The organism is Nonomuraea sp. K271 (assembly GCF_009908215.1).
GTDB classification, from domain to species: Bacteria; Actinomycetota; Actinomycetes; order Streptosporangiales; family Streptosporangiaceae; genus Nonomuraea; species Nonomuraea longispora.
The window spans coordinates 30,890-44,680 of record NZ_JAAAHR010000010.1 but is presented as its reverse complement, the minus strand read 5'-3'; the positions used below and the strand labels follow the sequence as shown (position 1 = coordinate 44,680).

The window sequence follows — 13,791 nt, the reverse complement described above, 5'->3', positions numbered from 1 at the left end:
CGCGCTCTTGGTGAAACCATCGCTGCCCGATCCTAAGCCCCACTTCGGGCAAAAGGCCAGGTCTTCGGCGTCCGAGCTCCGCGCGGCCCTCGGTCAGTCCCACCGGAAGAACACGGCCGCGACGACGCCGCCGACGAGGATCGTCGCGGACAGGCTCACCAGGCGCGTCACCGCGACGTGGAGCGGGCCAGGGAGCACGTCGAGCGGGCCAACCGGGTGGCGCGCGACCTGCTGGGCGACGTACGCGCCACGGTCGGCCGGCTGCGCACCGAGTCGTCCGACCTCACGAAGGCCCTGCGGCAGGTCGTGCGTGACCTGCCCGGCCTCGAGGTGTCGATCGAGGTCGCGCCCGAGGTGCAGGCAGGCGAGGAGCACGTCGCGGCGCTCGTACGAGCCGTGCAGGAGATCGTCACCAACACGATCAGGCATGCCGGCGCCCGCGAACTGTGGATCGAGGTCGAGTCCGACGGCGACGCGGTGCGGCTGACCGCGGTGGACGACGGCCGTGGCGCGGCCGATCCGGTGCTCGGCAACGGGCTGCGCGGGCTGGCCGAGCGGTTCGAAGCGCTCGGCGGCGAGGTCAGCGTCGACGGCCGGAGCGGGTTCCGGGTGACGGCTCAGGTGCCGGCGTCGTGACCCGGGTCGTGGTGGTCGACGATCAGACGCTCGTCCGTCAGGGGATCCGCAGCCTGCTGGAGGTCGCCGACGTCGAGGTGGCCGGCGAGGCCGACGACGGGCGGGCGGCGATCGAGGTCATCGCGGCCACCAGGCCGGACGTGGTGCTGCTCGACCTGAGAATGCCGCGCTACGACGGGATCTGGACGCTCGAACGCCTGCGCGAGCGCGGCATCGAGACGCCGGTCCTCGTGCTGACGACCTTCAACGACGACACGCTCGTGCTGCAGGCGCTCCGGGCGGGCGCGCGCGGCTACCTGCTCAAGGACGTGACCTTGGAGCAGCTGACCAGGGCCGTGCGCACGCTGGCCGGCGGGGGCACGCTCGTCGCGCCGTCGATCACCGACCGGCTGCTGCGCGCGATCCGCTCCGGCCCCCCACCGGCCGGCGGCGACGCGGCACCGGTGCGGGAGCTCACCGAGCGCGAGCTCGCAGTGTTGCGGCTCGTGGCCGAGGGCTACGCCAACCGGGAGATCGCCAAGGCGTTGTTCCTGGCCGAGGGCACGGTGAAGAACTACGTGTCCACGATTCTGCTCAAGCTCGACGCCCGTGATCGCACCAACGCCGTGCTGCGCGCCCTGCACGAGGGCATCCTGCGCTGACGGTCCTTCGATGACCGATCGCGGTAGCTGAGCTCAGGGTCTTGACCTGGGCGTGGAGTGTCTCGTACTTTCCTTGTACTTCAGATATATCGAGGGTATACGGATGACCTTGACCGGACGGACAAAGACGGAGCAGGCGTACCACGTGCTGCGCAGGGCGATCGTCACAGGGGACCTCGCCGAGGACATGCCCCTGGATGACGCGATGCTCTCGACCCGCTACGGGTTCGGGCGCACCCCCATCAGGGAGGCGCTCAAGAAGCTGGCCGACGAGCAGTTCGTCAACTACCCGCCGCACCGCACCCCTTACGTGCGCGGGATCCGGGTCAGGGATCTGTCCAGGCTGTACGAGTCGCGCCACCTCCTGGAGGAGCCCGTGGCACGGCTGGCGGCCAGGCGCGCCACCCTCGCGCAACTGGACGAGCTGGAACGGATCTGCGATCGCATCGACGACGAGATCGTGGCCGGCCAGCCGTACGAGGCCATCGAGTACGACCACCAGTTCCACCTGGAGATCGCGAAGTCGACCGACAACCCGTTTCTGGCGGAGGCGGTGAACCGGCTCAACTGCGGATCCCTGCGGATCTGGTACATGGCCCACAGCACGCTCGGCATGGAGAACACCAACGAGGACCACCGGGCGATCCAGGCCGCACTCAAGGAGAAAGATCCGGACAAGTCGGAAACGTTGGTGCGGCAGCACATCGACAAGTCGTATTCACGGCAGATGGCGCTGCAGCAGCTCGACCCCGTGATCGTCGCCCCGTCGTCGGCCCGGTCGTCACAAGGAGAACCACCATGAAGTTGAAGCCGCTGGCCGGCGGGCTGCTCGCCATCGCGCTGGCCACGGTGGCGGGCTGTTCCGGTAGCTCCAGCACCCCCACCAACAACGCGCCCGACTCAGGAACCATCACCGTCAAGGGATATTCGGGAATCTTCGAGGACGTCTTCAAGAAGTCGGTCATCGAGCCGTTCCAGAAGAAATACCCGAAGATCAAGGTGAAGTTCGTCGGCTCGGCCAACTCCGCCGAGAACCTGGCGTCCCTGCGCGCCGCGCGGAACAGTCCCGACACCGACGTCTCGATCATGGACATCTCCACCTCCGGCACCGGTAACAAGTCCGAGGTGTTCCAGCCGCTCGACCCGGCCAAGGTGCCGAACATGAAGGACATCGACCCGCGCGGCAAGGTCGAGGGGAACTACGGCCCCGCGGTGACGTTCGACAGCCTCGTCCTGCTCTACAACGAATCCGTCAGCCCCGCCCCCACCTCGTGGAACGCCCTGTGGGACCCCAAGTACAAGGGCAAGGTCGTGGTGCCGGCCCAGCCGGACATCCAGGGCGCCGGCCTCATGCTCATCGAGAACGCCAAGGCGGGCGGCGACTACACCAAGTCCGTCGACCAGGGCGTGGCCCGGCTCAAGCAACTGGCGCCGAACGTGCAGACCTGGTCGCCCCAGCCCGACTCGTACACGCTCGTGCAGTCGGGGACCGCGGCGCTGGCCGTCGGCTGGAACGCCCGCGGCCAGTACTACGCCGACGAGAGCCACGGCAAGCTGAAAGTGGCCATCGTGGACGAGCAGACCATTTTCCAGATCAACACCATCAACCTGGTGAAGGACTCGCCGTCTCCCGCCGCCGCGCAGACCTTCATCAACTACACGCTGAGCCCCGAGTCGCAGGAATCCTTCACCGAGGCCATGTACTACGCACCCACGAACACCAAGGCGAAGCCGAGCGAGAAGGCGCTGAAGCGCACCTCGCTCGACCCGGCGAAGTCCGCGGAGATCCTCCAGGTCGACTGGACGCAGGTGGCCGCCAACCGCGAGAAGTGGACGCAGCTGTGGCGCCGCGAGATCCTGGCGAGCTGAGGCGACAGATGTCCTTCCTGCAGCTCGACGACATCGTCAAGAAATATCCAGGGGTGGAGCGTCCCAGCGTCGCGGACTTCACGCTGGGCATCGACCAGGGCGAGTTCGTCTCGCTCCTCGGCCCTTCCGGGTGCGGCAAGACGACGACCCTGCGGATGATCGCCGGCCTCATCGAGGCGACCTCGGGCCGCATTCACCTGGACGGCAAGGAACTGACCAGGACCCCCGTCCACCAGCGCGGCATGGGCCTGGTCTTCCAGAACTACGCGCTCTTCCCCCACCTGAACGTCGCGCGCAACGTCGCCTTCGGCCTGGAGATGCGCCGCACCTCCAAGGCGGAGGCCAAGCGGCGGGTCGAGGAGGCGCTCGACCTGGTCAGGCTCGGCCACCTGAGCGGCCGCCGCATCAAGCAGCTCTCCGGCGGCCAGCAGCAGCGGGTCGCGCTCGCCCGCGCCCTGGTCATCGAGCCGGCGGTGCTGCTGCTCGACGAGCCGCTGTCCAACCTGGACGCCAAGCTGCGCGACACCATGCGCGAGGAGATCCGCTCGATCCAGCGCAAGCTGGGCATCACCACCGTCTTCGTCACCCACGACCAGGACGAGGCGCTGGCCGTGTCCGACCGCATCGTGGTCATGTCGGAGGGCGTCATCGAGCAGGTCGGGACGCCCGAGCAGATCTACGAGCACCCCGCCAACCGGTTCGTCGCCAACTTCATCGGCCGCGCCAACCTCTTCGACGCCCAGATCACGCACACCGCGGGCGGCGTCGCGGAGCTCGACGTGGCAGGGCTGGGACAGATGCGGGCCGTGGACGACCAGGGCGCGAAAGGGCCCGCGACCGTGCTGGTCCGCCCGCACCGCATGCAGGTGAGCAAGGCGGCGGCCGACGACGCCCACGGCACCGTCGAGACGGTCGTCTACGTGGGCGACTCCATCGAGTACGGCGTGCGGGTCGGGGACAACACCGTGTCCGTCCAGTCCGTGGCCGGCGCGGCGGAACGCCTGGAGCGCGGAGCGACCGTGCGGCTGTCCTGGCAGACCGAGGACGCCCTGGTACTGACATGAGTGCGAAGACCCGCTCCGCCCGGCTGACCGTGCTGGGCCTGACGGTTCCCGGGCTGCTCGGCCTGGCCGTCTCCTTCGTGCTGCCGCTGGCCTGGCTCCTGCGGATGAGCTTCAACCGCGGGGACTCCACCGGATACATCGAGGAGACGTTCACCCTCGACTCGTACGCGCAGTTCGTCGGCGACTCCTACTACTGGGACATGGCGTGGGAGACCACGCTGCTGGGCCTCGGCGTGACGGTGCTGACGATCGTGGTGTCGTACCCGATCGCGTTGTTCCTGGTCAGGACCGAGTCCAGGTTCAAGGGCATCCTGGTGGCGCTGGCCGTCGCGCCGCTGCTGACGAGCTCGGTCGTCCGTACGTACGGATGGCTCGTCCTGCTCGGCAACCAGGGTGTGGTGAATGAGGCGCTCATGGGCGCCGGCCTGGTCGACCAGCCGCTCGCGCTGATCAACAACCGGATCGGTGTGTACATCGCGCTGGTCGAGATCATGATGCCTTACATGATCCTCTGTCTGCTCGCGGGCTTCGGCCGGTTCAATCCGGAGCTGGAGCACGCGGCGCAGAGCCTCGGAGCCAACCGCTGGCGCACCTTCTGGCGGATCGTGTGGCCGCTCAGCATGCCCGGCGTGCTGACCGGGGCGCTGCTGGTGTTCGTGCTGACGATCAGCTCGTTCGTCACGCCGCGGCTGGTCGGCGGCGGAAAGGTCTTCTACCTGGCCACCGAGATCTACGACCAGGCGACGGCGACGCTCAACTGGCCGTTCGCGGCGGCGATCGCGTTCATCCTGCTCGCGCTCTTCGCCGTCGTCATCGTCATCTACCAGCGGGCGCTGCGGCGCATCGAGGCCCAGTAGGGGGACGGCGTGACATCCAAGTTCAGAGGCTGGCCGACCAGGCTGGTCGTGACCCTGCTGTACCTGTTCCTCCTGGCGCCCATCCTCATGGTGCTGGTCATCTCGTTCGACGCGCAGTCGACGATGTCCTTCCCGCCGCGGGGTTTCACCTTCCAGTGGTACGAGCGCCTGGCCCAGAACGCGGAGTTCATCCACGGCTTCCAGGTGAGCGCCGTGGTGGGCGTGGGGGTGGCGCTGCTGGCGCTGCTGATCGGGGTGCCCGTCGCGATAGCGCTGACGCGGCACGAGTTCCGGTTCCGCGAGGTCATGTCCGGATTTTTCCTGTCACCGCTGATGGTGCCGGCCATCGTCCTCGGGCTCGCGCTGCTGCTGGTCCTCGCCCCTCTCAAGATCACCGGCACGTACGGCGGGCTCATCGTCGCCCACCTGGCCATCACGGTGCCCTACGTCGTCAGGACCACCTCGATGAGCCTGATGACCATGAACCGCTCGTGCGAGGAGGCCGCCCGCACCCTGGGGGCGTCCCCCTGGCGCACCTTCACCCGCGTGACCCTGCCGCTCATCGCCCCCGGGGTGCTGGCCGGCGGCGTGATCGCCTTCCTCATCTCCTTCGACGAGGCGGTGATCTCCCTCTTCGTCGTCGGGCCGCAGGCCACCACTCTGCCCGTCGAGATCTTCCACTACGTGGAGAGCCGGACAGATCCGCAGATCGCGGCGCTGTCGGTCGTACTGATCGCCATCAGCGTGCTGTTCATGGTGATCATCGAACGGGCGGCCGGCCTGAAGAAGGTCCTGCGCTAGGACCTGCAGATATCAGTTGTCAGGAGTTGTTTCATGTTCGTCCGTCATCCGTCCGCCCCCTCGATCGATCCCCGCATCGCCGAGGCCCTGAGCCAGGTCTGCACCTCGACCCTCGGCCACCTGCGCGATCACGGTTTCCCCCGAGGGCTGACGCCCAACGGGCGGCCGCTGAAGTTCGTCGGCACCGCGGTGACGGTGCGCCTGCCGCATCTCGACTCGACCGCCGTGCACGTCGCGGTCGACGACCTGCGGCCCGGTGACGTCCTCGTCGTCGAGCAGAGCGGTGACGAGCAGCGGTCGTGCTTCGGCGGGCTGGTGTCGTTCACGGCCAAGACCAGGGGAGCGGTGGGCGCCGTCATCGACGGGCGGATCAACGACATCGAGGAGATGGCCGGGTACGGGTTCCCCGCCTACTCGCGGGGTATCGCCGCCCACACCACGCGGATCTCCGGCATCGAGGGGTCCATCAACGTGCCCGTGTCGATCGGCGGCGTCGTGGTGTCCCCGGGTGACGTGGTGTTCGCAGACTCCGACGGGGTGGCGATCCTGGACCCGGCCGAGGCACTGGAGATCGCGGCGGTGCTGAAGAAGAAGGAGGACGCCGAGATCCCCGCCCGCGAGGCGATCGCGGCGGGCGGCCGCATTTCCGACTACTCAGGCGCGGCCAAGTACTTCGCGTGACCGCCGTTCGTTAAGGAGTTCAGATGAGCATCAAGATCGCTGTGGCCCAGTTCGGCGCCACCACCGACAAGGAGTCGAACCTCGCGAAGGTGCAAGGGCTGATCGAGCGCGCCGCCGGCGAGGGGCTCGACCTGGTCGTGCTGCCCGAGAACGCGATGTACAGCAACCCCGACGTCACCGCCGACATCAGCGGCGCCGTGGAGACGCTGGACGGCCCGTTCGTGTCCGCGGTCGGCGAGGCCGCCAAGCGCCACGGCATCGCGGTCGTCGCCGGCATGACGGAGAAACTGCCGGAAAACCCGCGCGCCTCCAACACCGTGGTCGCCTTCGACGCCGACGGCCGGCGCATCGGCGTCTACCGCAAGGTGCACCTCTACGACGCCTTCGGCTACAAGGAGTCCGACCGCATCCAGCCCGCGGAGTTCACGCCGCTGACCTTCGCCATGGGCGGGCTCACGTTCGGCGTGATGACCTGCTACGACCTGCGCTTCCCCGAGATCGCCCGGCTGCTCGTGGACGCCGGCGCGAACGCCGTCATCGTGCCCGCCGCCTGGGTGGCCGGCCCCGCCAAGGAGGACCACTGGATCACGCTCGCCCGCGCCCGCGCGATCGAGAACACGTCCTACATGGTCATGGCGGGCCAGTCCGGCCCCAACTGCACCGGCCAGAGCATGATCATCGACCCGATGGGCACGATCGTCGCGTCGGCCGGCGAGTCGGAGGGCCTCGCGTCGGGCCCCCTGTCGGCCGAGCGGATCGAGCAGGTGCGGGCCAAGAATCCCAGCCTGGCCAACCGCCGCTTCACGGTCGCCGCCCTCGCGTCCCCGTAAGGCGGGGGCCGGCGCTCACTCGCGTGGCAACGGCGGCAACCGGCCCCTCCAGGGCCGCGGCCGCGGAGGGGAAGTGCTGCCGCGGCACCCCTCGGCCTGACGACGGTCACGGTGGGCCGGCGCCCCGCCGGTGTACGGGTCAGCGCAGCGGGTAGCCGTAGCGCAGCATGCCGGGGGCGGTGAAGGCGGTGACCATGCGGCGGCGGGACGGGCGCATCGCCGAGCGCCACTCCTCGTCCGCCCTCAGCGGCACCACACCCGTACGGATGCGCATCGGGTTGCCCGCCACGCTGTGGTCGGCGGGCAGGTCGATCGTGCCGTCACCGAGGAACTGGGTGCCGGCCCCCGGTAGGCCGGCGAACTCCAGCACCCGCGACAACTCGCGCTGCGGCCGGGCCACGAAGTCCTCGTAACGCAGGAGTGTCCAGGGGGTGCTGGTCAGGCGGAACGCCTCGATGGCGGCGTTGAAGGCCAGCCACTCGGCGGCGGTCTGCGCCGGTGAGTGGGTGGCCATCAGCCTGCCGTTCTTGTCGGCGCGCTGGACCTTGCGCGACCAGGAGTGCACGACGCCGTGCGGGCCGCGTACGAGCTGGACGATGCGCAGGTCGATGCCGGAGACTCGGCGCAGCAGCAGCGCCGAGGTGGGGAACTTGGAGGAGTCGACGATCAACCGGCTCCCGCTGACCTCGGCGATTCCCCGGTAGACGGCGGCCATGGTCTCGGCGTACCGGTGGACGCGTTGGCCGAAGGCTCCCGTGGAGCCCGGCAGGACGTGGCGCGGGACGTGCCTGATGCGCATGACGGAGCGGTGCAGCCGGGCCATCTCGGCGGCGTCGACGTTCCGCCAGCCGCCGAAGGCGGCCTGGCCGACCTCCTGCCAGAAGGCGCACCGGCGGAACCTCTTGCTGCATCCGCAGAGCTGGTTCTTGGTCACGCCCTGGGTCCAGAGGTAGCGCAGTTCGCCGACGCAGGTCGCGCCCTCGGCCGCGCCGAGCGCGCGGGAGACCAGGGTGCTGCCCGACCTGCCATGGCCTCCGACGAACAGGATGCGGATCGGCTGCGGGGGAGTGGGTGCCATGGTCATACCTGAGGGCCCGGTGAAGGGCGGGTGGCGGATGGACAACTGGGGGAATGAGTGGTGTTCGGGGTCATCAACACCCCAACGTAGGGTCCAACGCCCGCTGCCCGATACCGCTTCTGAGATTTGGGGCCCGTGGCCCCACGCGGGAGTGGTGACGTCGAGGCGGCGAGGTCCGCGGTCGGAAGGGCCGGCACCGCCGGTCTCAGGGCCCGTCGACAAGCCAGGCGTCGCCCGCGGTGAAGGGCCGCCGGCGCGGTCGCGATTAACCTTTATTCAAAGCGGCGCCGGTAAACCGCTGGCTGCCTTTGTTCTGCACCGGCGGCGGTGGGCCGTGCTCCATGAACTCGGCTCTGGCCGCAATTCCCTGACTTATGGAGATGCGCTCGCCCGCGCGGCTCGATGGTGCCGGCGGCTCCGTTTCCAATAGGGCGGCGCCGGGCCCGGGCGTGTCCGCTCAGTGGGCCGCTTCGTACTGCTGCACGATGGTGGCGGCGATGCGGCCGCGCTCGCTCACCGGGAGCCCCTGAGCCTTGGCCCACCGCCTGATCTCGGTGGACTTCTCACGGCTGATGGACCGGGACGAGCCGCCGGTGCCACGCCGCCCACGGGTCCGCTCCGCGCGGACCGCCCGGGCCTTGGTGATGAAGGGCGCCAGGGCCTTCTCCAACTTCTCCCTGTTCTCGCCGGACAGGTCGATCTCGTAGTTAGTGCCGTCGAGGGCGAACGCGGTGGTCCCCTCGGCTTCACTTCCGTCGATGTCGTCGATAAAAGTTTCAACGATGCGCTTCGCCATGATGCTGCTCCAAGGACGCTATGGTTGCAGCGTACTGTAGCCGCCTTCAGCACTATATGCATCGTCCGGGGCCAGGTGAGCCGCGTTTCACATGACCTGTCCGAGAGGCGCGGAGATCGGTGAAGTTGAAGAAATATTCAGGACGCCCCTATTCACAAGGGGAACCGGCACTGGTGGCCGGTGCGATCAGGCGGTCCGGCCGACCGCGGCGCGCGCCGCCATCCGGCGTTCGAACCACAACGAGGTGAACGGCGGCACCGAGCACGCCAGGCCCAGCACCACGGCGCCCCTGCTCCAGCCCGCCTCCCGCGCCGAGAGCACCACGCCGAGCCCGTACAACACGAACATCGCCCCGTGGATCGGCCCGAACACCTTCACGCCGAGCTCGCCGGTGGCGGTCACGTACTTGAAGAACATCCCGGCCAGCAGGCCCGCCCACGAACACGCCTCGGCCACCGCCACAATACGGAACCAACGCAGCATGCTTCACCTTTCGCCCGAACGGAGTTCGTACTCTACAGGTCGTAGAGCTCGGTTGGCTCGGTGGGCCGCCGGGCGGGATCGTCCGCCACGGCGGCGGCGAAGCGGGAGGCCAGCGCGGCGGCCGCCGCCCGCAGCTCCGGTCCGCCCTCGACGCGGAAGGCGAGCGGTACGCAGGCCAGCCACTCCTGCGCGTACATCGTGGGGTTGCTGGTGCTCCCGGTGAGCACGCACCCTTCGCCCAGCGGTTCGAGGCGTCCCATGGGAGGCCGGATCCAGGGCGCCACCTCGGCGGGCGGGGCGTCGAACACCACCCGCGTGGGGAACTTCCATCCCGTGCCCAGGTTCTCCTCCAGCGCCGCGACCGGGTCGAGGTCATCGGGCGGCTCGAACGTGTACGCGGTCCGCCGCAGCCCGCGGATCCGGTCGACCCGGTAGGTACGGATCGCGCCCGCGTGGTGGGAATGGCACAGCAGGTACCAGCGCCCGTGGCGGACGACGACCGCCCAGGGATCGACGTCGGCCTCCCACTCGTTGCCGGACTCGCTCCGGTAGGCGACCACGAGGCGGCGCCGGTCCGCGACGGCGGCGACGAGCGCGCTGGTGGTGGCCGGGTCAGGCCGGGCGGAGCGCGGGTCGGGCGCGGCCGACGCGTGTTCGCGCAGCGCCGCCGCCTGCCTGCCGACGCTCTCGGGAAGAGCACGGATGACCTTGCTCAGGGCGGCGCCGACGAGGTCGTCGGCGTCGGCGGCGGCCGGCTGGCCGTCGAGCACCGCCATGACGAGGCCGAGGGCCTCGGGCTCGGTGAAGGCCACGGGCGGCAGCCTGGTGCCGCGCCCGAGCCGGTAGCCGCCGTAGGGGCCCCTGGCCGACTCGACGGGGATGCCCGCCTCCCGCAGGATGCCGATGTACCGGCGTGCGGCCCGCTCCGTGACGCCCAGGCGGGCGGCGAGCTCTCCGGCGGTCACGCCGGGGCGGCCCTGGAGGGTCTCCAGGGCGCGCAGGGCCCGTGCGGTGGGGCTGAGGTCGGCCGGCACACGAGCAGACTAAGTGGTCGTGGCGGGAACCGGAAGTAAATCGTCCGGAACCGGTCCTATCGTCTGGTCGCATGACGGAGTTCCACGAGCAGAACCTCAGCGGCGCACGCTTCGAACGCGTGAAGCTCCGCGACGCCACCTTCGCCGGCGTGTCACTCAACGGCGCCCGCCTGCGGGGGGTCGACTTCAGGCAGGCCGACATCCGCGACGTCATGTTCAACGGCAGCCGCCTGCGCGGCGTCGAGCTGGTCGACGTCGAGATCACCGGCGAGTTGCGCAACGTCGTCGTGAACGGCGTCGACATCGCCCCGCTCGTCGAGGCCGAGCTGGACCGCCGCATGCCGGAGCGGGCGAAGATGCGTCCAGAGGACGTCGACGGGTTCCGGGAGGCGTGGGCGGTTCTGGAGCGGTTGTGGGAGGGCACGGTCGCGCGTGCGCGGACGTTCCCGGAAGCGGCGCTCCACCGCGGCGTCGACGAGGAGTGGTCCTTCATCCAGACGCTGCGGCATCTCAACTTCGCGAGTGCCGCCTGGGTGGGCCGGATGGTCCTCGGTGATCCCTCGCCGTGGCACCCGCTGGACCTGCCGTGGGACGACGCCCCCGGGTGGGACGGCATCCCGTGGGACCGCGAGGCGCGGCCCTGCCTCGACGAGGTGCTCGCGGTCCGGCGCGAACGCCAGGCGATGGTCCGCGGCGTCATGGAGACGCTCACGGACGAGCGGCTCGCGTCGAAGGTGACGCGTACGGAGCCCGGCTGGCCCCAGGAGGAGAACTTCCCGCTCAAGGGCTGTCTGGCCATCGTCCTCAACGAGGAGTGGGAGCACCGGCTCTACAGCGAACGTGATCTGACCGCACTGCAGAAAGAAGACTGACCATGGACATCGTGCTCATCGGCGGCCTGTGGCTCGACGGATCGACGTGGGACGAGGTCATGCCCGAGCTCAGGGCGCTCGGCCACCGTCCCGTGCCGGTCACCCTGCCGGGCCAGGGCGACGGATCCGTGTCGGCCACGCTCGACGACCAGGTGGCGACCGTGCTCGCGGCCGTGGACGCGGCGCCGGGCAGGCCCCTGGTGGTGGGGCACTCCGCCGCCTCCACCCTGGCGTGGCTCGCCGCCGACGCGCGGCCGGAGCGGGTCGCCAAGGTGGCGCTCGTCGGCGGTTTCCCTGCCGCCGACGGCGACCGCTACGCCGACTTCTTCGAGGTGAAGGACGGCGTCATGCCCTTCCCCGGCTGGGGTCCGTTCGAGGGGCCTGACTCCGCCGACCTCGACGAGGAGGCCAGGCTGCGCTTCGAGGCCGCCGCGATCCCCGTCCCCGAGGGGGTGTCCAAGGGGCTGGTACGCCTGACGGACGAACGACGCTATGACGTGCCTGTCGTCCTCGTGTGCCCCGAATACACCCCCGCCCAGGCGCGGGAGTGGCTGGACGCCGGCGACCTCCCCGAGCTGGCCAGGGCCAGGCACGTCGACCTGGTCGACATCGACTCGGGCCACTGGCCCATGATCACCAGGCCGGCCGAACTCGCCCGGCTGCTCGCCGCGGTCTGATCAACCTCATTTGCACATAGTTCAGAAACTGCGTAACCTCCGTGTTTAACTAAGTTCAAATCACGGAGGTGCACGCGCATGGCACAGGAGGAACTGGCCGGCTTCGTCACGGAGGCGGCCACGGAGTTCGGGCTTCCCGGCGCGGCCGCCGGGGTCCTGACGGGCGGCAGGGAGTTCCACGCCTCCCACGGCGTGACGAGCCTCGACAACCCGCTGCCGGTCGACGAGCGCACGTTGTTCCACATCGCGTCCGTGACCAAGACCTTCACGGCGACGGCGCTGATGCGCCTGGCCGCCGAGGGAAAGGTGGCGCTGGACGCGCCGGTGCGCCGGTACGTGCCCGCGTTGAGGCTCCCCGACGAGCGGGCCGCCGCCCGGATCACCGTGCTGCAACTGCTCAACCACACTGCGGGCCTGGACTGGAACGTGGTCGACACCGGCGACGACGACTCCCTGGTCGCGTTCGTGGCGAAGCTGGCCGGGCTCAAGCCGATCGCGGCGCCCGGGGCCAGGGCCTCCTACAGCCAGGCCGGCTACAACCTGGCGGGGCGAGTCGTCGAGCAGGTCACGGGCTCGCCCTTCGAACAGGCCGTCGCCTCGCTGGTCCTCCGACCGGCCGGGCTGTCGAACACCTTCTTCGAGCCGGACGACGTCATGGTCCGGCGCTTCGCCGTGGGCCACAACCGGGCGGAGGACGGCGGCCTCCGGTTCGCCCAGCCGTGGGGGGCGTGGCGGGCCGGCTCGCGTGCCAACCGTCCTGGCGGAGGCATCGTGTCCTCGGTGAGCGACCTGCTGCGCTGGGCCCGGTTCCACCTCGGCGACGGAGGCGGCGTGCTGCCCGCAGTGACGCTGCGCCGCATGTGGGAGCCGACGGCCGAGCTGCGGGCGAGCACGCTCGGCGATGCCTTCGGCATCTGCTGGTTCCTGCGCGACGTGGACGGCGTCCGTACGATCGGGCACGGCGGGTCGGGCAACGGCCAGTTCGCCGAACTGCTCATCGCGCCCGAGAACGACTTCGCCGTGGTCTCCCTCGCCAACGCCGGCCCCGAGGGCTACCTCTTCAACCAGGCTGTCGTCCGCTGGGCGCTGGAGCATCACCTCGGCGTGACCGAGCGCGACCCCGTGCCGATCCCGTACGACGAGGCGAGGGCGCGGGCGGTCGCGGGCCGCTACGAGAACGACGCCATGAACCTCGACGTCGCCTCCGACGGGCTCAGGCTCACGCTCGCGGTCGGGATCAAGCCGGAAATCCGCCAGGCGTCGCAGGTCGACATGCCCCCGGACCATCCGCCGGCCGCCCTCGGCCTGCTGCCGAACGAGGAGTACATCATCACCGAGGGTGGACTGAAGGGGCAGCGTGGCTTCTTCACCCGCGACGGGAGCGGCGCGGTCACGGGCGTGGACCTGGCCGGCCGAATCTTCGGCCGGGTCGGCGCCACGACGTGAGCGTACGTGCCGAGCACGGGCAGGAG

At 69.7% G+C, this 13,791-nt stretch carries 16 protein-coding genes; 12 read left to right on the top strand and 4 right to left on the bottom strand.

Annotated features, from left to right (window positions below; genetic code table 11):
- Window positions 1–177 precede the first annotated feature (177 nt).
- The 9 genes from GUY59_RS05375 (at window position 178) to GUY59_RS05335 (ending at window position 7,379) form a co-directional block, all read left to right on the top strand.
- A complete protein-coding gene (locus GUY59_RS05375; RefSeq protein WP_138199100.1) occupies window positions 178–636 on the top strand; it encodes a sensor histidine kinase in 459 nt (152 codons plus the stop codon).
- Complete coding sequence (locus tag GUY59_RS05370) at window positions 633–1,277, top strand: response regulator (RefSeq protein ID WP_138199099.1); 645 nt, start codon at window positions 633–635, stop codon at window positions 1,275–1,277. Before GUY59_RS05375 ends, GUY59_RS05370 begins: the two co-directional genes overlap by 4 nt.
- 109 nt (window positions 1,278–1,386) lie before the next feature.
- Window positions 1,387–2,079 (top strand): GntR family transcriptional regulator, encoded by a 693-nt coding sequence (locus GUY59_RS05365; protein ID WP_161714416.1) that lies wholly within the window; start codon window positions 1,387–1,389, stop codon window positions 2,077–2,079.
- The gene (locus GUY59_RS05360; RefSeq protein ID WP_132332195.1) at window positions 2,076–3,146 is read left to right on the top strand and encodes an ABC transporter substrate-binding protein; all 1,071 of its coding nucleotides are present in this window, start codon (window positions 2,076–2,078) and stop codon (window positions 3,144–3,146) included. The genes GUY59_RS05365 and GUY59_RS05360 overlap by 4 nt, the downstream gene beginning before the upstream one ends.
- Before the next feature lie 8 nt (window positions 3,147–3,154).
- Window positions 3,155–4,210 carry an ABC transporter ATP-binding protein gene (locus tag GUY59_RS05355; protein WP_138199098.1) on the top strand — a complete coding sequence of 352 codons (1,056 nt, stop codon included), beginning with the start codon at window positions 3,155–3,157 and terminating at the stop codon, window positions 4,208–4,210.
- The gene (locus GUY59_RS05350) at window positions 4,207–5,067 is read left to right on the top strand and encodes an ABC transporter permease (RefSeq protein WP_138199097.1); all 861 of its coding nucleotides are present in this window, start codon (window positions 4,207–4,209) and stop codon (window positions 5,065–5,067) included. Before GUY59_RS05355 ends, GUY59_RS05350 begins: the two co-directional genes overlap by 4 nt.
- Window positions 5,068–5,076: 9 nt before the next feature.
- Window positions 5,077–5,868 (top strand): ABC transporter permease, encoded by a 792-nt coding sequence (locus GUY59_RS48325; protein WP_201760531.1) that lies wholly within the window; start codon window positions 5,077–5,079, stop codon window positions 5,866–5,868.
- A 33-nt stretch (window positions 5,869–5,901) separates the two neighbouring features.
- Window positions 5,902–6,549, top strand: a complete 648-nt coding sequence (locus GUY59_RS05340) for an RraA family protein (protein WP_132332200.1) — start codon at window positions 5,902–5,904, stop codon at window positions 6,547–6,549.
- A gap of 23 nt (window positions 6,550–6,572) precedes the next feature.
- On the top strand, window positions 6,573–7,379 hold the full coding sequence (locus tag GUY59_RS05335) for a carbon-nitrogen hydrolase family protein (protein WP_171055291.1): 807 nt from the start codon (window positions 6,573–6,575) through the stop codon (window positions 7,377–7,379).
- 139 nt (window positions 7,380–7,518) lie between these two features.
- Here GUY59_RS05335 and GUY59_RS05330 read toward each other — a convergent pair whose 3' ends face one another.
- The 4 genes from GUY59_RS05330 to GUY59_RS05315 all read right to left on the bottom strand — a co-directional run bounded on the left by GUY59_RS05330 (window position 7,519) and on the right by GUY59_RS05315 (window position 10,770).
- Entirely contained in the window at window positions 7,519–8,457 is a 939-nt protein-coding gene (locus GUY59_RS05330; RefSeq protein WP_161714415.1) for a sulfotransferase, read from the bottom strand.
- A gap of 457 nt (window positions 8,458–8,914) precedes the next feature.
- Window positions 8,915–9,253: a histone-like nucleoid-structuring protein Lsr2 gene (locus GUY59_RS05325; protein WP_138199095.1), complete on the bottom strand. Its 339-nt coding sequence runs from the start codon at window positions 9,251–9,253 to the stop codon at window positions 8,915–8,917.
- A 186-nt stretch (window positions 9,254–9,439) separates the two neighbouring features.
- A complete protein-coding gene (locus GUY59_RS05320) occupies window positions 9,440–9,736 on the bottom strand; it encodes a DUF3817 domain-containing protein (RefSeq protein ID WP_132332205.1) in 297 nt (98 codons plus the stop codon).
- Between the two features lie 32 nt (window positions 9,737–9,768).
- Complete coding sequence (locus GUY59_RS05315) at window positions 9,769–10,770, bottom strand: helix-turn-helix transcriptional regulator (RefSeq protein WP_138199094.1); 1,002 nt, start codon at window positions 10,768–10,770, stop codon at window positions 9,769–9,771.
- A 71-nt stretch (window positions 10,771–10,841) separates the two neighbouring features.
- Between GUY59_RS05315 and GUY59_RS05310 the strand changes: the two genes are divergently transcribed.
- The 3 genes from GUY59_RS05310 (at window position 10,842) to GUY59_RS05300 (ending at window position 13,765) form a co-directional block, all read left to right on the top strand.
- Entirely contained in the window at window positions 10,842–11,642 is an 801-nt protein-coding gene (locus GUY59_RS05310) for a DinB family protein (protein ID WP_138199093.1), read from the top strand.
- Window positions 11,643–11,644: 2 nt separating this feature from the next.
- Window positions 11,645–12,319 (top strand): alpha/beta fold hydrolase, encoded by a 675-nt coding sequence (locus GUY59_RS05305; RefSeq protein ID WP_138199092.1) that lies wholly within the window; start codon window positions 11,645–11,647, stop codon window positions 12,317–12,319.
- Window positions 12,320–12,397: 78 nt separating this feature from the next.
- Entirely contained in the window at window positions 12,398–13,765 is a 1,368-nt protein-coding gene (locus tag GUY59_RS05300) for a serine hydrolase domain-containing protein (RefSeq protein WP_138199091.1), read from the top strand.
- Window positions 13,766–13,791 lie beyond the last annotated feature (26 nt).

Bases quoted from the DNA above. Each gene is read 5' to 3' on its own strand.
- GUY59_RS05360 (WP_132332195.1), top strand. From the start codon at position 2,076: ATGAAGTTGAAGCCGCTGGCCGGCGGGCTGCTCGCCATCGCGCTGGCC.
- GUY59_RS05355 (WP_138199098.1), top strand. From the start codon at position 3,155: ATGTCCTTCCTGCAGCTCGACGACATCGTCAAGAAATATCCAGGGGTG.
- GUY59_RS05350 (WP_138199097.1), top strand. From the start codon at position 4,207: ATGAGTGCGAAGACCCGCTCCGCCCGGCTGACCGTGCTGGGCCTGACG.
- GUY59_RS05340 (WP_132332200.1), top strand. From the start codon at position 5,902: ATGTTCGTCCGTCATCCGTCCGCCCCCTCGATCGATCCCCGCATCGCC.
- GUY59_RS05335 (WP_171055291.1), top strand. From the start codon at position 6,573: ATGAGCATCAAGATCGCTGTGGCCCAGTTCGGCGCCACCACCGACAAG.
- GUY59_RS05330 (WP_161714415.1), bottom strand. From the start codon at position 8,457: ATGGCACCCACTCCCCCGCAGCCGATCCGCATCCTGTTCGTCGGAGGC.
- GUY59_RS05325 (WP_138199095.1), bottom strand. From the start codon at position 9,253: ATGGCGAAGCGCATCGTTGAAACTTTTATCGACGACATCGACGGAAGT.
- GUY59_RS05320 (WP_132332205.1), bottom strand. From the start codon at position 9,736: ATGCTGCGTTGGTTCCGTATTGTGGCGGTGGCCGAGGCGTGTTCGTGG.
- GUY59_RS05310 (WP_138199093.1), top strand. From the start codon at position 10,842: ATGACGGAGTTCCACGAGCAGAACCTCAGCGGCGCACGCTTCGAACGC.
- GUY59_RS05305 (WP_138199092.1), top strand. From the start codon at position 11,645: ATGGACATCGTGCTCATCGGCGGCCTGTGGCTCGACGGATCGACGTGG.
- GUY59_RS05300 (WP_138199091.1), top strand. From the start codon at position 12,398: ATGGCACAGGAGGAACTGGCCGGCTTCGTCACGGAGGCGGCCACGGAG.